Here is a 19363-nt window from a genome sequence, read left to right as displayed (position 1 = left end):
GGCTGGGATGAGCGACGTCACCGCCCCCACAGTTCCCGAAACCGTCGCCCCGGCGGCGCGCCGGTTTGCGGAAGCCAGCCAGTGGACTCTGATCTTCCGCCGCTTCCGCCGGCACAAATTGGCCTATGCCAGCCTCTTCGTCGTGCTCGGCATCTATCTCGTCGCGTTGCTCGCCGAGTTCGTCGCGCCGTTCTCGCCCGACAGCTACAATGCCCGCTTCACCTATGGCCCGCCGCAGACACTGAAGTTCTTCGGCACGGATGCCGCCGGTGAGACGCATTTCATGTACGTCAACGGCCACCGGATGAGCTTCGATCCGGTGGCGCTGAAGCGGACCTTCGTCGTCGACGAGAAATCGGTCCACCCGGTCGTCTTCTTCGCCAAAGGCGAGCCCTACAAGCTGCTCGGGCTGATCCCCTGGGACCGGCACCTGATCGGCCCGGGCGATCCGTCCCAGCCGATGTATCTCTGGGGCGCCGACCGGCTCGGCCGCGACGTGCTCTCGCGCACCATCCACGGCGCCCGCATCTCGATGTCGATCGGCCTGGTCGGCGTCGCGATCAGCCTGTTCCTCGGCCTGCTGCTCGGTGGCATCTCCGGCTATTATGGCGGCTGGATCGACGAGGTCGTGCAGCGCTGCATCGACTTCCTGAAATCGATCCCGACGATCCCGCTCTGGATGGGCCTCGCCGCCGCGGTGCCGGCTAACCTCGACCCACTGCTGGTCTACCTCTGGATCATTATCATCCTCTCGCTGATCGGCTGGACCGACCTGGCGCGCGTCGTGCGCGGCCGCTTCCTCTCGCTCAGGACCGAGGATTTCGTGCTCGCGGCGCGGCTCGACGGCTGCTCGCGCCAGCGCGTCATCTGGCGGCACATGGTGCCCTCCTTCACCAGCCATATCGTCGCCTCGGTCACCCTTGCGATCCCGAGCATGATCCTGGCCGAGACCGCCCTCTCCTTCCTCGGCATCGGCCTGAAGGAGCCGGTGGTGAGCTGGGGCGTGCTGCTCAAGGACGCCCAGAGCATCCTGGCACTGACCACGGCGCCCTGGCTGCTCGCCCCCGGTGCGGCGGTGGTCGTCGCCGTGCTCGCCCTCAACTTCCTCGGCGACGGAATTCGCGATGCGGCCGATCCCTATGCCTGAGCCCATGCCCGCACACGGGACAGCAGCGGTGGCCCCCTCGCCGCTCGTCGCCGTCGCCGACCTCAAGGTCCAGATCGGCACCGATGACGGGCTGGTCCGCGCCGTCGACGGCGTCACCTTCGACGTGCCGCGCGGGCGCACGCTCTGCATCGTCGGCGAATCCGGCTCGGGCAAGAGCGTCACCGGCCGGGCGCTGATGAACCTGCTGCCGCCGAGCGGGCGCATCGCCGCCGGCAGCATCCTCTATTCCGGCCGCGACGGCGAGGCGGTCGACGTCACCAAACTCGACCCGCGCGGCCGCCAGATCCGTAGCCTGCGCGGCAAGGAGATCTCGCTGATCTCGCAGGAGCCGATGGCGGCGCTCTCGCCGGTCCACACCATCGGCCAGCAGCTCGTCCCGGTGATCCGCCGGCATCTTGGCCTGTCGAAGAAGGCGGCACAGGCCCGCGCCGTCGAGATGCTCGGCCGGGTCGGCATCCCCCGGCCGGCGGAGCGGCTGGGCAATTACCCGTTCGAATTCTCCGGCGGCATGCGCCAGCGCGTCTGCATCGCGCTCGCTTTGTCCTGCCGGCCGCGCCTGCTCATCGCCGACGAGCCGACAACGGCGCTCGACGTCACCACCCAGGCCAACATCATCGACCTCCTGCAGGAACTTCAGCGCGAGGACGGCCTCTCGATCCTGTTCATCACCCATGATCTCGGCGTCGTCGCCGAGATCGCCGACGACGTCGCGGTGATGTATCTCGGCAAGATCGTCGAGCGCGGCACGGTCGAGCAGATCTTCGCCGATCCGCGCCATCCCTATACCCGCGCTCTCCTGAAATCCGTGCCGCGGCTCGGCGCCGGACGCGGCACGCGGCTCGCCGCCATCCGCGGCATGGTGCCCTCGCCCTTCGACCGGCCGAAGGGCTGCGACTTCCATCCGCGCTGCGACGCCGCCCTAAAGGGCATCTGCAACAGCGTCGATCCCGGCACGGTTACGATCGGCCCGCGCCGCGATGTGCGCTGCGTCCTGGCGCGCGAGCCAGCCGCGATCGGAGGCGCCTCCCATGGCTGATCCTGCAGGACTCGCTCCCGACGTGCTGCTCGACGTGCGCGGGCTGACCAAGCTGTTCCCGCCGCGACGCAGCCTCTTCCAGCGCAAGGCCGCCAATCCGGTGCGCGCCGTCGAGGACGTCTCCTTCGAGATCAGGCAGGGCGAGACGCTCGGGCTCGTCGGCGAATCCGGCTGCGGCAAGTCGACGGTGACGCGCCTCCTGCTCGGCATCCACCAGCCGACCGCCGGCACGATGCGCTATCGCCGCAAGGATGGCGGCAGCGTCGATCTCGACAGGCTCTCGGAGGACCAGCGGCTCGCCTACTGCACCGATCTGCGCATCGTCTTCCAGGACCCGCAATCCTCGCTCAATCCGCGCCTGCAGGTCCGCGACATCGTCGGCGAAGTCCTGAAGGTCAACAAGCTGGTTCCGCCATCAGAGATCGACGCCAAGGTTCGCGAGCTCCTCGCCAAGGTCGGCCTCAGGCCGGAATATGCCCGGCGCTATCCGCACGCCTTTTCCGGCGGCGAGCGCCAGCGCATCGGCATCGCCCGCGCGCTCGCGACCCATCCGCGCCTCGTCGTGCTCGACGAGGCCGTCTCGGCGCTCGACGTCAGCGTCAGGGCGCAGACGCTCAACCTGCTGCGCGACCTGCAGGAGGAGTTCGGGCTGACCTATCTCTTCGTCAGCCACGATCTCAGCGTGATCGAGTACATCTGCGACCGCGTCGTCGTGATGTATGTCGGCCAGGTTGTCGAGATCGCGACCTCCGAGGCGCTCTTCACCCGGCCGCTGCACCCCTACACCGAGGCGCTGCTCTCGGCCCTGCCGATCCCGGACCCGACCCAGCGCCGGCAGAACCGCCGCATCCGCCTGCCGGGCGAGGTCGCCGATCCCGCCAACCGCCCCGCCGGCTGCGCCTTCCATCCGCGCTGCCGCTTCGCCAGCGAAGCCTGCCGCACCACGCCGCCACCCTTGCGCGATCTCGGCGGCCGCAGCGTCGCCTGCCACCACGCCGAGATGCTCGATCTCAAGGGCGTCGACACCATCCAGACCGGACTCCCCGCCAATGCCTAAGCACATCCGCGCACGCGACAACGCCAACCGCGCCATCGTCAGCGACGACCCCGGCCTGCCGCATGTCCATTTCAACCTGCTGCGGCTGCAACCCGGCGACAGCCTGGAGCAGGCCCTGCCAGGGCATGAGAGCGTCCATGTCGTGCTCTCCGGCACCATAGACATCATCGTCGATGGCGAGCGCTTCGTCGCGGTCGGCAAGCGGGCCGACATCTGGTCGGGCGAGGCGGATTCGGTTTATGCCCCACCGGGCAGCACGGTCCGGCTGGAGAATGCGACCGGTCCCGTCGAGATCGCCGTCGCCGGCGGGCTCTGTGACGAGACGGGACTGAAGCCCTTCCGGATCGCGCCGGAGGAGGTCGCGATGGTCGATGTCGGCTCGCCCGACAGCCATAGCCGCCGCCGCATCTTCCATATCCTCGGCCAGAACGGCCAGGGCCGCGCCGGCAACCTCCTGGTCAGCGAGCTCTATGCCGATCCCGGCTGCTGGTCCGGCTATCCCCCGCACAAGCACGATACCGATCGCGCCGGCGAGACCGCCCATGACGAACTCTACCATTACCGCTACCAGCCCGGCAGCGGCTTCGGCGCGCAGATCGTCTATGCCGACGGCAAGTCCGAATGCTTCATGGTCGAGGATGGCGACACCGTTCTGGTCGACGCCGGCTACCATCCGACCGTCACCTCGCCCGGCCATCGCTGCTACATCTTCACCATTCTGGTCGGGAAGACGCGGCGCGGTCTGGTCCAGCATTTCGACGAACGCCACGCCCATCTGATGGCGGCGATCCCCGGCATCCAGTCGATGCGCGACAAGTTCAAATAGCCAAAAACTTAGCCGGCATTGTTTCTGCCTTCAGCGAAGGATCCATCATGTCCGACAAGACCCGTATCCAGATCGATCTCTCCGCTCCGACCATGCCCTTCCGGCGCTTCTGGCGCAGCACCGGCTTCTCGCCGGCCGAACTCCTGCTGGAGCCGGAGATGCGGCAGACGCTCGCCTATGTCGGCGGCGTGCCCAATCGCGGCATCGAATACATGCGCGTGCACTACATGCTCGACCTCGTCACCGCCTCCGCCTTCGGCAAGTACGACTGGTCGCGGCTCGATGCGGCGATCGACGTGATGCTGGAGCACCGCATCCGCCCCTTCTTCGAGCTGATGGGCAATCCCTCCTACATCTACAGCGACTTCAACGAGCTCGCGCAGGCGCATCACTGGCGCGACTTCATGAGCGAGATGGCGCAGCGCTACCGCTCGCGCTACGGCGCCGACGAGTTGCGGACCTGGTACTTCGAAACCTGGAACGAGCCCGACATCTGGTGGAGGCTCGGCGGCGAGACCGGCTTCAACAATTATTACGACGCCTGCTCGGAGGCGCTGAAGGCGGTCGATCCCCAGCTCAAGCTCGGCGGTCCCGGCGTCGCCCGGCGCATCCCGCCAATATTCAAGAGCTTCCTCGCCCATTGCGATACCGGCACCAACCTGTTCACCGGCGAGACCGGCGTGCGGCTGGATTTCATCTCGGTGCACGAGAAAGGCGCGAAGAAGCATGCCGAGGACCTGACGCCGAACAGCCTGTCCATCATCCGGCACGAGATGATGGCGGTCGACTATATCCGCGAGCACCATCCGCGCTTTGCCAGCCTGCCCTTCGTCAACGACGAATGCGACCCGCAGATCGGCTGGCAACTCTACCATACCTGGCATGGCATGCCCTATTTCGCCGGGCTCGCCGCCAAGATCGTCGACCAGCACCAGCGCCTGATGATCGATGGCGAGGGCGTCGACTACGAGGTCCTCAGCAACGATAACGGCTTCGTCGGCCATTGGGGCCACCGCACGCATCTGACCTATTTCGGCAAGCGCCCGGTTCGCGCCGCCCAGGCCGAGCACAAGACCGACATCGCCGCGCTCGACGCGCGCCGCGCCGAGCCCGAGCCGTTCGACCTCGTCAAGAAGCCGGCCCTCAGCGTCATGGAACTGCTCGGCCTGCTGAGCGAGCGCCGTTTCAACCTGGATGGCCAGGGACTCGATCCCGACCGGAACGGTCTCGGCGCGATCGCGACCGCGCTTGGAGGCGCCGAGCAGCCTTCGGGCGCCAGCGTCCTTCTCTACAACAGCGTCGATCGCATCTGGCAGTCGGGCGAGAGCGCGGTCGAGCTCGACTTTTCCGGACTGCAGCCCGGCGCCTATGCGCTCGCCACCTTCCGCATCGCCCATGGCAAGGGCGATCCCTTCACGGTGTGGGAAGACCTTGGCGCGCCCGACTTGCCGAACGCAGCCGAGCTCTCGGCGATGCGTCTGGCGCAGGAGCCGGCCCTGACGGTCGAGCATCTCCAGATCGGTGGCGCCCAGGCGCAATACGAGCTGAAGGTGGACATGCCGTTGCCCTCTGTCGCGCTGGTTGCGCTGGTCCGGCGCGACGATGCCGCGCCCGCCGCACCCTCCGCCCCCAGGATCGGCGGGTTTGGCGGCCTCAATGGCGAAAACCGCGTGCTGTTCTGGGCGCCGGCACCCTATGACGGCATCCAGCTCTTCGATGTGCTCTGGAGTACCGGGGAGAGCGGCCCCTGGCAGGTGGTCAATCCGGTCGGCCTGCTGTCCAGCGTCTATCTGGATGCCGGCACTGCAGCGGGTTTCTACCGCATCCGCGCCCGCGACCTGTTCGGCCGCGTCAGCGCCGAGAGCGGCAGCGTGCGCGCCGATTGAGAGGCGGGGGGCTGGCCGCCGGCGCAAGCGTCTTTACACTGGCTCAAAGCTACAGGGAGATAGCTTCCTCGTTTGGACAGGCCTTGAACATGACGTTGCGACTGAGCCGCTTCACCACCCTCGTCTTCTGCATTCTGGTTGCACTCGTCGCGGTCCCGCTGGCCTTCAGTCATCCCTGGCTCTGGCTGCCCGGCCTCCTCGCCGCGATGCTGGCACTGCTCGGCTTCCGGGACCTCGCCCAGACCGAGCACGCCATCCGGCGCAACTACCCGGTGATCGGCCATATCCGCTGGTTCGCCGAGCTGGTCCGCCCCGAATTGCGCCAGTACCTGTTCGAGGCGGACGAGGAGGCGGCGCCGTTCTCCCGCTCGCAGCGCTCGCTGGTCTATCGCCGCGCCAAGAACCTCGCCGGCGACCATCCCTTCGGCACGCTGCTCGACGTCTATCGCGACGGCTACGAGTTCATCGGCCATTCGACCAGGCCGGCGCCGGTCTCCGATCCCGAGAATTTCCGCATCACCATCGGCAACGACCAGTGCCGGCAGCCCTACTCCGCCTCGGTCTTCAACATCTCGGCGATGAGCTTCGGCTCGCTCTCGGCCAATGCGATCCGGGCGCTCAACACCGGCGCCCGCCTCGGCCGCTTCAGCCACGACACCGGCGAGGGCAGCATCAGCCCCTATCATCGCGAGGGCGGCGGCGACATCGTCTGGGAGGTCGCCAGCGGCTATTTCGGCTGCCGTGACGAGCACGGCCGCTTCGATCCCGAGCGCTTCGCCCGGCAGGCAGTCGATCCGCAGGTCAAGATGATCGAGATCAAGCTGAGCCAGGGCGCCAAGCCCGGCCATGGCGGCATCCTGCCGGCGCCGAAGGTCACGCCCGAGATCGCCGCGACGCGCGGCGTGCCGGTCGGGCAGGACTGCATCTCGCCACCGAGCCACAGCGCCTTCTCGACACCGCTCGAGATGATGGCCTTCATCGCGCAATTGCGCGAGCTTTCGGGCGGCAAGCCGGTCGGCTTCAAGCTCTGCCTCGGCCATCCCTGGGAGTTCATGGGCATGGTCAAGGCGATGCTGGAAAGCGGCGTCGTGCCCGATTTCATCGTCGTCGACGGCGCCGAGGGTGGCACCGGCGCAGCCCCGGTCGAGTTCAGCGACCATATCGGCTTGCCGATGCGCGAGGGCCTGCTCTTCGTCCACAATGTGCTGGTCGGCGCAGGATTGCGCGACAAGATCAAGATCGGTGTCGCCGGGCGCATTGTCAGCGCCTTCGACATCGCCAGCGTCCTCGCGATCGGCGCTGACTGGGCCAATGCGGCACGTGGCTTCATGTTCGCGCTGGGCTGCGTCCAGTCCCTGTCCTGCAACACCAATCGCTGCCCGACCGGCGTCGCCACCCAGGACGCCGTCCGCCAGCGCGCGCTGGTCGTGCCGGACAAGGCCCAGCGCGTCCATCGCTTCCACGCCAACACGCTGCACGCGCTGGCCGACATGCTGGCGGCGGCCGGCCTGACCCATCCTGAGGAACTCGGCCCGCACCATCTCGTGCGCCGTGTCAGCGCCACCGAGATTCGCCTGTTCTCCGATCTCCACGTCTTCCTGCAGCCCGGCGAATTGCTGACCGGGCTCTGCGAGCATGCGTTCTATCGCCGCAACTGGGACCTCGCCCGCGCGGACAGCTTCGACAGGATGTCGTGAACACATCCGCGCGGCGCCGAAAGAAACATTGCTGCGCGGCTTGCAACCCGGAGAAAACTGCGCCCTATGCGAAGCCGGCATGGCGCGGGTAACAAGACCGTAGCATTCCCTCAAGAAAATGCCGAGTATCAACGCTGAATTGGATAGCTCGCTCTGCGCCGGTCGATTGGCGGGGCGAAACGGCAAGGGATATCGGAATGTCTGAGCGTTCTCGGATAGCGCAGGTAAAACGGATCTCTGCGGCCTCGCGCCTCTCCCCTGCAACGCTCATGGCGTGTTTTGTATTCGGCCTCGGCACGAGCGCCCTCGCCCAGCAGCCAGCCCCCACCGCCGTCCCGGTCGGCACCGTGATGGCCGAGAAGCGCGCGATCACGCAGACCGCCGACTTCGTCGGCCGCATCGAGGCGGTCAACCGCGTCGACATCCGCGCCCGCGTCACCGGCTATCTCGAGGACGTGCTGTTCAAGGACGGATCGGCCGTCACCGAAGGCGCACCGCTCTTCCGGATCGAGCGCGCGCCGTTCGAAGCGGCGGTCGAGCAAGCGCAGGGCGCGCTGGAGCGTGCCCAGGGCACCTTGCAGAACGCCACCGTGCAGCGCCAGCGCGCCGAGGACCTGCTGCGCACCAATGCCGGCTCGGTCGCCGTCCGCGACCAGCGCGTCGCCGAGGAAAAGGGCGCGCTGGGCGACCAGACCACCGCCGAGGCCAACCTGAAGACCGCCCAGATCAATCTCGGCTACACCGAGATCAAGGCGCCGATCGCCGGGCGGATTGGCCGCACCAAGGTGACCAAGGGCAATGTCGTCGGGCCCGATAGCGGCGTGCTGGCCCAGATCGTCAGCGACGACCCGATGTACGTCACCTTCCCGGTCAGCCAGCGCGAATTCCTGGCACTGAAGACGAACCGGCTGCCGGCCTACGGCTCCGCCCCGCTGGTCTCCCTCAAATTCTCCGACGGCTCGACCTATGACCAGAAGGGCCGCGTCGATTTCGTCGACGTATCCGTGGAGCGCTCCACCGACACCGTGCTGGTGCGCGCCACCCTGCCCAACCCGACGGGCAAGCTTCTCGACGGCACGCTGGTGCGTGTCGCCGTCCAGGCCGACAAGAGCGAAGAGAAGGTGCTGGTGCCGCAATCGGCGCTGATCGCCGACCAGCAGGGCGGCTATGTTTTCGCGGTCGAGGACGGCAAGGCTGTCGCCAAGCGCGTCAAGGTCGGAGCCCAAGCCGGCTCCTATGTCGTCATCGAGCAAGGGCTCGTCGGCAACGAACAGATCATCATCCAGGGCCTGCAGAACCTCCGGCCGGGCGTGCCCGTGCTCGCCTCGCCTGTGACCCTGACGACCGGCCGGAGCTGATCTCATGCTGAGCTCCGTCTTCGTCGACCGGCCCCGGCTGGCGATCGTCATCGCGCTCGTCACCACGATCGCCGGCCTGATCTCGCTGTTTGCGATTCCTGTCGCGCAATATCCCGACATCGTGCCGCCGCAGATCTCGGTGCGCGCCTCCTATCCCGGCGCCTCGGCTGCCGTGGTCGAGCAGACCGTCGCCCAGCCGATCGAGGCCCAGATCGTCGGCACCGACAAGATGCTCTACATGAAGAGCGTCAGCGGCAATGACGGCAGCTATTCGCTGCAGGTCTCGTTCGAGCTCGGCACCGACCCCGACATCAACAACGTCAACGTCAACAACCGCGTCCAGCTCGCTCTATCGAAGCTGCCGCAGGAGGTTCAGCGCAGCGGCGTCGTCGTCAAGAAGCAGTCCTCGGCGCTGCTCGGCGTCATCGCCGTCTACGCGCCGAAGGGCAATTACGACACGCTCTTCGTCTCGAACTACGTCACGATCAATCTGCTCGACGCGATCAAGTCCACGGCCGGCGTCGGCGACGCCTCGCTGTTCGGCGCGCAGGACTACGCCATCCGCGCCTGGGTCCGCACCGACGCCCTGACCGGCCTGAACCTCACCACCGGCGACGTCATCGCCGCCATCCAGGGCCAGAACGCGCAGGCCGCTGTCGGCCGCATCGGTGCCCGGCCGATCTCCGACGACCAGCAGCTGCAGCTCAACATCCAGACCAAGGGCCGCCTGACCTCGCCGGAGGAGTTCGGCAAGATCGTGTTGCGCACCAATGCCGACGGCTCGATCCTGCGGCTCTCGGACGTGGCGCGCCTCGAGCTCGGCGCGGCCAATCTCGACCGCGACACCCGTCTGAACGGCGGCCCGGCCGTGCTGATCGGCGTCTACCAGGCGCCCGGCGCCAATGCCCTCACCGCGCTCGAAGCCGTCAAGACGACGATCAGCGACCTCGAGAAGTCCTTCCCTGAAGGCCTCGCCTGGAAGGTCACCTACGACCCGACCGCATTCGTCACCGCCACCATCCACGAAGTCCAGAAGACGCTGATCGAGGCCTTCGTCCTCGTCGTGCTCGTCGTCTACCTGTTCCTCGGCAATCTCAGGGCGACGCTGATCCCGACCATCGCCGTGCCGGTCAGCCTGGTCGGCGCCTTCATCGTGCTCAACGCCATCGGCTACTCCGCCAACACCGTCTCGCTGCTCGCCGTGGTCCTCGCCATCGGCATCGTCGTCGACGACGCGATCGTCGTGATCGAGAACGTCGAGCGCGTGATGGAGGAGCATCCCGAGCTGACGCCGGCCGAGGCGACCAAGCGCGCCATGGGCGAAATCGTCGCCCCGATCATCGCGATCACCCTGGTGCTGCTCTCGGTCTTCGTGCCTGTCGCCTTCATTCCCGGCATTTCCGGCGAGCTCTTCCGCCAGTTCGCCGTCACCGTCGCGGTCGCGATGGTGCTCTCGGCGATCAACGCGCTGACCCTGTCGCCGGCCCTCTGCGCCATCCTGCTCAAGCCGCATCACGGGCCGCGGCGCGGGCCGATCGGCTACGTCATGCGCGGCATCGACTGGACGCGTGACCGCTATGGTTCAGCCGTTGCGCGGCTCGTGCGCGTCGCCCTCGTCAGCCTTGCTCTGACCGCGGCCTTCGGCGCCGGCATCTACGCCATGGGCCGGATCACGCCCACCGGCTTCCTGCCGGAAGACGACCAGGGCGCCTTCTTCGTCGTCGCCCAATTGCCCGACGGCGCCTCGGTCGCCCGGACATCGGCGCTCGCCGCCGAGGTCGAAGGCATCCTGAAGACGGAGCCGGCGATCGCGGACTATTCCACGGTCATCGGCCTCAACTTCATCGACAACTATTCGCAGCCCAATGCCGGCTTCTTCGTGGTGACGCTGAAGCCCTTCTCTGAACGCACCAGCCGGGAGGACTCGGCTTCGGCGGTCATCGCCCGCCTCGCCCAGAAATTCCGCGCCATACGCGCCGGCAACGTCGTCCCGATCGCGCCCCCGCCGATCATCGGCCTCGGCAACGGCGGCGGCTTCAGCTATGTGCTGATGGACATGGGCTCCGCCGATCCCAAGGCGCTCGGCCAGGCGCTGCGCGGCCTGACGGTGGCCGCCAACCAGGAACCGCAACTGCGGCGGGTATTCTCGACCTTCTCGGATTCGGCGCCGTCGATCTATCTCGACATCGACCGCGACAAGGTCCAGATTCTCGGCGTGGCGCTGAGCGACGTCTTCCAGGCGCTGCAGGCCTCACTCGGCGGCTACTACGTCAACGACATGAATCTGTTCGGCCGCACCTGGCAGGTCCAGGTCCAGGCCGACGGCGCCGACCGCGCCTCGGTCGACGACATCTACCGCATCAATGTCCGCAGCCGCGCCGGCGACATGATCCCACTGCGCTCCTTCGTCGAGGCCAAGGTCATGGTCGGCCCGCAGGCGCTGATCCGCTACAACAACCGCCTGGCGGTGACGCTGCAGGGCTCGCCCGCCCCGGGCGTCTCCTCCGGCCAGGCCCTGCAGGCGATGGAGGCGGTCGCGGCCAAGACGCTCTCGACCGGCTATCGCGGCGCCTGGACCGACGTCTCCTTCCAGGAGAAGCGGGCCGAGGGTCAGACGGGCATGATCCTCGCCTTCGCGCTGCTCTTCGCCTATCTCTTCCTGGTTGCGCTCTATGAGAGCTGGACCATTCCCGTGCCGGTGCTGCTCTCGGTGGCGGTCGCCGTGCTCGGTGCCTTCGTCGCGATCGTCATCGCCAAGCTGACGCTCGATCTCTATGCCCAGATCGGCATCGTCGTGCTGATCGGCCTCGCCGCCAAGAACGGCATCCTGATCGTCGAGTTCGCCAAGGAACTGCGCGAGAAGGGCCACCCCCTCCTGCACGCGGCCACCGAAGGCGCACGTCTCCGCTTCCGCCCGGTGATGATGACATCCTTCGCCTTCATCCTCGGCCTGTTGCCGCTGGTGATCGCGGAGGGCCCCTCGATGCTCGCCAGGCGCAATGTCGGCACGCCGGTCTTCGGCGGCATGCTGTTCGCGTCCTTCCTCGGCATCTTCGTGATCCCGGCGCTCTACGTCGTCTTCCAGGGCCTGCGCGAGCGCCTGCGGCCATCGACGCGGCCCAAGGAGGAACAGGTCTAGAAGCGGACTGCGGACGCGATCGCCGCGTCCGCAAATCCCCCATTGCCGCTCTCGATGCGTCTTGCCGGAGTTCTTGTTGGGATCGCGCTAAGGGTGCTTTCCAGAGAATGACGGCGCCCGCTTCTCGAGGAACGCATTCATGCCTTCTCTGAAATCGTCGCTCATGTAGCACATCAGGATCAGGCGATCGCCCTCGTCACGCGGGATCGCAGGTCTGAGGCGGCGTAGCGCCTGTTTCGTTGCCTGCAGCGTCAGCGGCGCATGCCCGGCGACGAGGCGCGCCAGTTCCTGCGCGCGGGGCATGACGTCGGCAGGCTCGGCCACCACCTCGCTGACGAGCCCGATCGCGAGCGCCTCCTGTGCCTCGAACAGCCGCGCCGTGAAAATCAGTTCCTTCAGCCGAGCGGTCCCGAGCAGCTCGGCGAATCGGGCATAATTGGACATCGACAGGCAGTTGCCGAGCGTGCGGGCTATCGGGAAGCCGAACCTGGAATTGCTCGCCGCGATGCGCAGGTCGCAGCTGCCGGCGATCGCCGCTCCGCCACCGGTGCAAGCGCCAGCGATCGCCGCAATGGTCGGCGCGCGGCAGGTCTCCAGCGCACCGAGCACGCGGTCGATGCGTGCCTCGTATCCAAGTGCGTCTTCCGGGGTGCTGAACGCGCGGAACTGCGCGATGTCGGTGCCCGCGGCGAAGGCCCGCCCGCCGGCGCCGGTGAGGATCACCGCCCGGATCGAGGTGTCTGCGTTCACCGTCTCGCAAATCTCGACGAGCCGCTCATACATCTCGAAGGTGAAGGCGTTGCGCGCCTCGGGGCGGTTGAAGGTGACGGTCGCGATGCCGTCCGCAAGGTCGTAGAGGATCGTCGGCTGGGCTTCCGCCTGGGCGCTGTCGGACATCGTCGTTCCCTCGCTCAGCGTCCCTTGAAGTTCGGCTTGCGCTTCTCGGCGAAGGCGCGCCGGCCTTCGGCATAGTCCTCGCTGTCGAAGCAGGCTTTCACCAGCCTGTCGCAGAGAGCGAGATCGCGGTCCGCCTCGTCCTTCAGTGCCTCGTTCACGATCTGCTTGATCGCCGTCACCGTGAGGGGCGCGTTGCCGGCAATGGTGCGGGCATAGTCCGTCACATAGGTTTCGAGTTCGGTCTGCGGGACGATGCGGTTGGCCAGCCCCATGGTCCGCGCCTCCTCGGCATCGAATTGGCGGGCCGTGAAGAAGATTTCCTTGGCGAAAGAGGGATGCACCACCTCCATCAGCCGCCGGATACGGGCATAGCCGTAGCCGAGGCCGAGCTTGGCGGCGGGAATGGCGAATTTCGCCGTCTCGCTGCAGATGCGCAGATCGCAGCAGACCGCCAGATTCGCGCCGCCGCCGATGCAATAGCCCTGGATCATCGCGATGGTCGGCTTCTCGATGGCGCGCAGTGCGCTGTAGGTGCCCTCCGTCGCGTCCTCATAGCGCTTGACCGCCGCTTCCTGGGCGCGCTCGTCGTCGAATTTCGAGATGTCTGCGCCGGAGACGAAGGACTTCTCGCCCGCCCCGCGCACCACAATGACCCGCACCTCCGGATCGGCCCGGAAATCGGCGATGATCCTGATCGCAGCCTCCCACATCTCCAGCGAGACGGCGTTGTGGCGGTCGGGATTGTTGAAGACCAGCCAGCCGATACCATCGGCCTTGCGGGCGATCATCTTGTCGGTCATTGGGAAAAATCCTGACTGCGGTCGCTTCGGTTAGAGCGTTTTCGAGCGAAGTGGGCACCGGTTCGCGTGAAGAAAACGCGGCAAAACAAGAGCCTAGATCGTGCCATTGGCGCGGAAGGCGGCGATATCCGCAGGCGAGAAACCGACTTCACCCAGAATTTCGTCGGATTGCTCGCCCTGCTCCGGCGGCGGCACGCGGATCGAGCTCGGCGTGTCGCTGAGCTGGACCGGCTGGCCGACAAGCGTGATGTCGCGAGCAAGCGCAGGTGAATGGATGCTCTGCGCAATTCCCACATGCTGGACCTGCGGGTCGGCAAAGACCTCGTCGATGTTGTTGATCGGGCCGCAGGGCACGCCGACCTCGCTGAAGCGCGCGATCCAGTAGCTGCCATTCTGCGTCTTCAGGATCGCGTTGATCTCCTGACCCAACGCGTCGCGGTTGCGGGAGCGCAGCGTCGCAGTGACGTAGTCCGGATGCGTGATCAGGTCGGCGCGTTCGACCGAGCGGCAGAAGCGCTCCCAGATCGCCTGTCCGGTCGCGGCGATGTTGATGTGTCCGTCGGCTGTCTGGAAGACGCCGGTAGGGATGCTGGTCGGGTGGTTGTTGCCGGCCTGCTTGGGGACGTCGCCATCCATCAGCCAGCGCGCCGCCTGGAAATCGAGCATCGCAATCTGGGCCTGGAGCAGCGAGGTCTGGACCCACTGGCCCTTGCCGGTTTCCTCGCGCGCCAGGAGCGCCACCATGATGCCGAGCGAGCAGTAAAGCCCGGCCGTCAGGTCGGCCACCGGAATGCCGACGCGCACCGGCCCCTGCCCGGGCAGGCCGGTGATCGACATCAGCCCGCCAAGCCCCTGCGCGATCTGGTCGAAGCCGGGCCGCGTCGCATAGGGTCCGTCCTGCCCAAAGCCCGAGATGCTGGCATAGACGAGGCGCGGGTTGAGCGCCGCCAGTTGCTCATAGGCGATGCCAAGCCGATGCTTCACGTCGGGGCGATAGTTTTCGACGATCACGTCGGCCTTTTCGACCAGCCTGCGCAGGATCGCCTTGCCCTCCTCCGATTTGAGATTGAGCGTCAGGCTGCGCTTGTTGCGATGCAGGTTCTGGAAATCGGGACCGTGACGCGGGCCGCCTGGCCCCTCGCCCGGCTCGAGCTCCGGCGGCGTCTCGATCTTGATGACGTCCGCACCCCAGTCGGCGAGCTGGCGCACGGCGGTCGGTCCGGACCTGACACGGGTGAGATCGAGCACGGTGAAGCGGGACAGCGCTCGCGAAGCGGGTTTGAAAGGCATGGCCTTCTCCTTCGCCGCAACCTGCCGAGCAGCATGCAAACTGTCAACAATGTTTCGTCGACTGTTGACAGTTGCGTTTCGCGGGTCAACGATCAGGCCATGAACGACGTGATGTCAGCCATCGCCCAGCGCCGCACACAGACCTTGACCGATATCGTCCAGGACGAGATCGAGCGCATGATCCTGAGCGGCGAGCTCGAGGCCGGCGAGCGCATCAACGAGCAGGCACTGGCTGCCCGCCTCGGCGTCAGTCGCGGTCCGATCCGCGAGGCGACGCGGGGCCTTGTCCGCTCCGGGCTGCTCAACTCGGTCGTCAATCTCGGCGTGTTCGTCCGCCAAATCCCGGACGACGAGGCCAACGAAATCTACGACGTGCGCGCCGTCGTCTTCGGCTTCGTCTGCCAGAGACTGGCGGTACTGATCACGCCGGAGCAGCTCGCGGTTCTGTCGGGGCTGATCGCAGAGATGGAAGATGCCATCTCGCGGGACGAGGGGGCGAACTATTACCGCCTCAACCTCGCATTCCACGATGCCATCCTGGACTTTGCCGCCCATGGCCGCGCCAGGCAGACCTATGAGGCGCTGATCAAGGAGACCCATCTCCTACGTCAGAGCGCGCTCAGCGCGGCGCCGCGCATGCGCGAATCCAATGCCGAGCACAAGGCGATCGTCGAGGCCATGGCCGCCGGCGATGCCGATCGCGCTCGCCTGCTCGCCGAAGATCACGCCCATGGCGGCAAGCGCCGCTGGCTGCTCGCGCGGCGGGAAACTGAGGAGCGCAAAGAGACCTGAATACGAGACGGGAACGAGCCCGAACGGGCCGGCCCAGCAATGGAGGAGGAAACGATTATGCCAGCACACCAGAAGACGTGCCTCGCGCTGGGCTTCGGCCTCGCTGTCCTGGCCGCGGGAGCAGTCCGGGCCCAGGAGGCATTTCCGTCCAAGCCGATCGAGGTCGTCACCCATGCCGGTGTCGGCGGCGGCACGGACATCACCGCCCGCATGATGATGGTCCAGGCGCCCGCCGCCTTGAAGACCGAACTCGTGGTCGCCAACAAGACCGGCGGCAGCGGGTCTGCGTCGTTCGGATATGCCGTCTCCCGTCCCAAGGACGGCCACACCATCATGCTGATCACGCAGACCCATCTGCTGACCCTGCTGCAAGGCAAGGGCGGGGCGGTGAAGGTCGGCGATCTCGTCGGCATCGCCCGCGCCACCGAGGACCCGCAAGTCCTGATGGTCGGGGCCAACAGTCCCTACAAGACGGCGCAGGACTTCATCGCCGCGGCCAAGACCAAGTCCTTGAAGTTCGGCACCACCCAGATCGGCAGCGTCGACCACATCGCCGTCGTCGGCTTCGCCGAGAAGGCCGGCCTGTGGAAACCGATCGTCGTGCCCTTCCGTGGCGGTGGCGACATCGTCGTCAATCTCGTCGGCGGCAATCTCGATGGCGCGCTGCTGAACTATGCCGAGGCCGAATCGCAGATAAAGGCGAATGAGGTCCGGGCGCTGATCGTCTTCGCCAAGAACAAGATGGACTCGCTGCCGCAGACCCCGACGGCAGCCGAGATCGGCATCCCGGCAGTCTACTCGACGACGCGCGGCTTCGCCGTCCTGAAAGGCACGCCGGAAGACCGGATCAAGGTGCTGGAAGAAGGCCTGGTCAAGTCGATGCAGGGCAAGATCTACCAGGACTACCTGAAGAGTTCCGGCCAGTCCGCGGGCAGCGTCGTTGGCCGCGCCGACTGGCAGGCGGAGATCGACGAATTCCTGAAAACCGGCGACGCCGCGCTGGTCTCGCTTGGGATCAAGAAATGACGACCCGGCAGCTTCCGTCGCCGACAACCACGCTTGCGGCATCGACGACGGAGGGGGGCGACGAGACATCCACCACGGCCGGGCCCGCGCCTGGCCGTGTCCACCCGGATATCGTGACCGGTCTTGTCATCATTGCGCTATGCCTCGCGGTCTGGGGCGTGACCCTGGCCTTCGACGATGTGCCTGCGGCGATCTCCACGGGCATGGGCCCGGAGACTTTTCCGCGGCTTGTGCTCGGTGTCATCATTGCGCTGTCGTGCTGGCTTGCCTTGACCGCGAGCAACCGCTGCCGGCCGGAGATCGAGGCAGTGCATCCGATGATCTACGCCACGGCTGCCGCGCTCGGTGGCGTGATGGCGGCCATGGCCGTGTTCGGAATCCACGGTGCGGTCGTCGCATCCGTCATCGGCATCGGGCGTCTCTGGGGCGAGCGCCGGTTGCCGCTGCTGGCGACGATCGCCGTCGGCATGTCGCTCTCTCTCCATTTCGCCTTCGTGCGCGGCTTCGGCATCGGCCTGCCCCGCGGACTTCTCCAGACCTGGCTGAGCTGAGCAGCCCGCGCATCGCGCCTGCCAGAGCGTTGCGCAACCAGCGACGAGGATCAGATGGACGCTTTTCTCGCCGGCATGGCGATCCTCGCCGACCCCTACATGGTCGGCATCATCCTCGCGGGAACGGTGCTCGGCGTCATCGTCGGCGCGCTGCCCGGCCTCAGCGGCAGCACGACGGCGGCGCTTCTGCTGCCGATCACCATCACGATGAGCCCGGTTGCCGGCATCGCCTTCCTCGGCGCGATCTATTGCGCCGCCAATTTCGGCGGCTCGATCACCGCCATCCTGATCAACACACCCGGCGATCCGTCCGCCTCGGCGACGGCCTATGACGGCTATCCGATGGCGCGGCGAGGCGAGGCCGGGCGAGCCCTCGGCATGTCGACGATCGCAAGCGCGATCGGCGGCATCTTCAGCGTCTTCGTGCTGATCGTCGCAGCTCCACTCCTGGCGAAGGCCGCCTATAGCTTCGGCCCCCCTGAATATTTCGCGCTCGCGATCTTCGGCCTGTCGATGCTGGCCGCCGTGGGCAGCTCGACCGGCATCAAGAACCTGATGGTCGGAGCCTTCGGCGTGCTGCTGGCGACGATCGGGCTCGACCTGATGACAGGCGTCGACCGCTTCACCTTCGGCGTGCCGGAGTTGAGCGAGGGTCTCGGGCTGGTGCCGGTGCTCACCGGCCTGTTCGCGATCAGCGAACTGCTGGTGCAGGCCGGCCGGCTGCAGATCATTCCCGAACGGCTCGGCCTCAACGCGATGAAGCTGCCTTCGATGGCCGATTATCGCAAATGCGCCAAGGCGATCGGCCTGTCGAGCGTGCTGGGTACCTTCATCGGCATCCTGCCGGCGCTGGGAGCGACCACCGCCGCCCTGATCTCCTATAACGAGACCAGGCGCTGGTCGAAATACAAGGACGAGTTCGGCAAGGGTTCGATCGAGGGCATCGCCGGTCCCGAGGCCGCCAACAACGCCGCCGTCGGCGGCAGCATGGTGCCCACGCTGGCGCTCGGCATACCGGGCAGCGCGACCACGGCGATCATCCTCGCCGGCCTGATCGTGCAGGGCGTGCGGCCCGGCCCACATCTGTTCAACGAGCAGCCGGCTTTGCTTTATGCCGTCTTCGCCTCGATGCTCGCCTCGAACCTGATGTATGTCGTGCTCGGCCTGTTCGCCGCCAAGCTCTTTGCCCGGATCACGCTGATCCCCGACGCGATCCTGTGGCCGGGCGTGCTGGTTTTCGCGATCGTCGGCGCCTATGGCCCCAACCAGTCGCTGGTCGATGTCTGGGTCATGCTCGGCTTCGGCGTGATCGGCTATGTGATGCGCCGCTACGGGTTTTCGCCGGCGCCGCTGGTGATGGGGCTGGTGCTCGGCACGATGGTCGAGGAGACGTTGAAGCAATCCTTGCTGATCTTCGACCACAACTGGCTGCTGTTCTTTACCCGGCCGATCGTGGTCGCCCTGTTCGTGGTGACGGCTTTGAGCGTCTGCGCGCCCTGGCTGGCGCGGGCAATCCGAGGCGCGACGAAATCGGCGCGCCTGCGTGCCGCCGAGAAATGACCGCGTAGCGGCTGACGCTAGCTCAGGGCCGACGGCCGATCAGCCCGCGCAAAGTCAGTGCTGAGCCGCCAACTCCCTGGGGACGAAGTTCGCAAGCCTCGTCGCCTCGGATACGTCTACCGCAATACGGATCGCAATGAAGGCGATCACCGCGCATCGAATTGTTCGACGATCGACCGCTCGCTGATGAGCAACCACAGCGCGGCGCGCCCGACACGATTCGAACGCGCGACCTTTACCTGATGGCCCTTGGCTCAATCGCAAATTCCCTCGTTGCCCA

General features: G+C 66.7%; 15 protein-coding genes. 12 read left to right on the top strand and 3 right to left on the bottom strand.

Annotated elements, in window-relative coordinates:
- The first annotated feature begins 7 nt into the window (after positions 1-7).
- From ASE66_RS18755 to ASE66_RS18720, 8 genes are all read left to right on the top strand, one after another.
- Positions 8-1147: an ABC transporter permease gene (locus ASE66_RS18755; RefSeq protein ID WP_057191246.1), complete on the top strand. Its 1140-nt coding sequence runs from the start codon at positions 8-10 to the stop codon at positions 1145-1147.
- On the top strand, positions 1140-2204 hold the full coding sequence (locus tag ASE66_RS18750) for an ABC transporter ATP-binding protein (RefSeq protein ID WP_057191245.1): 1065 nt from the start codon (positions 1140-1142) through the stop codon (positions 2202-2204). The genes ASE66_RS18755 and ASE66_RS18750 overlap by 8 nt, the downstream gene beginning before the upstream one ends.
- The gene (locus ASE66_RS18745) at positions 2197-3261 is read left to right on the top strand and encodes an ABC transporter ATP-binding protein (RefSeq protein ID WP_057191244.1); all 1065 of its coding nucleotides are present in this window, start codon (positions 2197-2199) and stop codon (positions 3259-3261) included. The genes ASE66_RS18750 and ASE66_RS18745 overlap by 8 nt, the downstream gene beginning before the upstream one ends.
- Positions 3254-4087, top strand: a complete 834-nt coding sequence (locus tag ASE66_RS18740) for a 5-deoxy-glucuronate isomerase (protein WP_057191243.1) — start codon at positions 3254-3256, stop codon at positions 4085-4087. The genes ASE66_RS18745 and ASE66_RS18740 overlap by 8 nt, the downstream gene beginning before the upstream one ends.
- Before the next feature lie 47 nt (positions 4088-4134).
- Positions 4135-5973 carry a GH39 family glycosyl hydrolase gene (locus ASE66_RS18735; protein WP_057191242.1) on the top strand — a complete coding sequence of 613 codons (1839 nt, stop codon included), beginning with the start codon at positions 4135-4137 and terminating at the stop codon, positions 5971-5973.
- Positions 5974-6062: 89 nt separating this feature from the next.
- Positions 6063-7670, top strand: coding sequence for an FMN-binding glutamate synthase family protein (locus ASE66_RS18730; protein WP_200964617.1), 1608 nt, complete (start codon positions 6063-6065; stop codon positions 7668-7670).
- Between the two features lie 269 nt (positions 7671-7939).
- A complete protein-coding gene (locus tag ASE66_RS18725; RefSeq protein WP_057191240.1) occupies positions 7940-9028 on the top strand; it encodes an efflux RND transporter periplasmic adaptor subunit in 1089 nt (362 codons plus the stop codon).
- Positions 9029-9032: 4 nt separating this feature from the next.
- Positions 9033-12167: an efflux RND transporter permease subunit gene (locus ASE66_RS18720; protein ID WP_057191239.1), complete on the top strand. Its 3135-nt coding sequence runs from the start codon at positions 9033-9035 to the stop codon at positions 12165-12167.
- An 87-nt stretch (positions 12168-12254) separates the two neighbouring features.
- Here ASE66_RS18720 and ASE66_RS18715 read toward each other — a convergent pair whose 3' ends face one another.
- From ASE66_RS18715 to ASE66_RS18705, 3 genes are all read right to left on the bottom strand, one after another.
- Positions 12255-13064 (bottom strand): enoyl-CoA hydratase, encoded by an 810-nt coding sequence (locus ASE66_RS18715; protein WP_057191238.1) that lies wholly within the window; start codon positions 13062-13064, stop codon positions 12255-12257.
- Between the two features lie 14 nt (positions 13065-13078).
- Positions 13079-13864, bottom strand: a complete 786-nt coding sequence (locus tag ASE66_RS18710; protein WP_057191237.1) for an enoyl-CoA hydratase — start codon at positions 13862-13864, stop codon at positions 13079-13081.
- A 93-nt stretch (positions 13865-13957) separates the two neighbouring features.
- Positions 13958-15154, bottom strand: a complete 1197-nt coding sequence (locus ASE66_RS18705) for a CaiB/BaiF CoA transferase family protein (protein ID WP_057191236.1) — start codon at positions 15152-15154, stop codon at positions 13958-13960.
- A 99-nt stretch (positions 15155-15253) separates the two neighbouring features.
- Here ASE66_RS18705 and ASE66_RS18700 point away from each other — a divergent pair, with 99 nt between their 5' ends.
- The 4 genes from ASE66_RS18700 to ASE66_RS18685 are packed head-to-tail and all read left to right on the top strand — an operon-like array spanning position 15254 to position 19083.
- Positions 15254-15946, top strand: a complete 693-nt coding sequence (locus ASE66_RS18700; protein ID WP_244494983.1) for an FCD domain-containing protein — start codon at positions 15254-15256, stop codon at positions 15944-15946.
- Positions 15947-16003: 57 nt separating this feature from the next.
- On the top strand, positions 16004-16972 hold the full coding sequence (locus ASE66_RS18695; protein WP_057191235.1) for a Bug family tripartite tricarboxylate transporter substrate binding protein: 969 nt from the start codon (positions 16004-16006) through the stop codon (positions 16970-16972).
- Complete coding sequence (locus tag ASE66_RS18690; RefSeq protein WP_057191234.1) at positions 16969-17523, top strand: tripartite tricarboxylate transporter TctB family protein; 555 nt, start codon at positions 16969-16971, stop codon at positions 17521-17523. The genes ASE66_RS18695 and ASE66_RS18690 overlap by 4 nt, the downstream gene beginning before the upstream one ends.
- A 54-nt stretch (positions 17524-17577) precedes the next feature.
- Positions 17578-19083, top strand: coding sequence for a tripartite tricarboxylate transporter permease (locus ASE66_RS18685; RefSeq protein WP_057191233.1), 1506 nt, complete (start codon positions 17578-17580; stop codon positions 19081-19083).
- Positions 19084-19363: the final 280 nt, after the last annotated feature.

It is taken from the genome of Allobosea sp. Root483D1 (assembly GCF_001429505.1).
Classification (GTDB): Bacteria; Pseudomonadota; Alphaproteobacteria; order Rhizobiales; family Beijerinckiaceae; genus Allobosea.
Note: the sequence above shows the minus strand (reverse complement) of the source record. Positions and strands in the feature narration are given on the sequence as shown.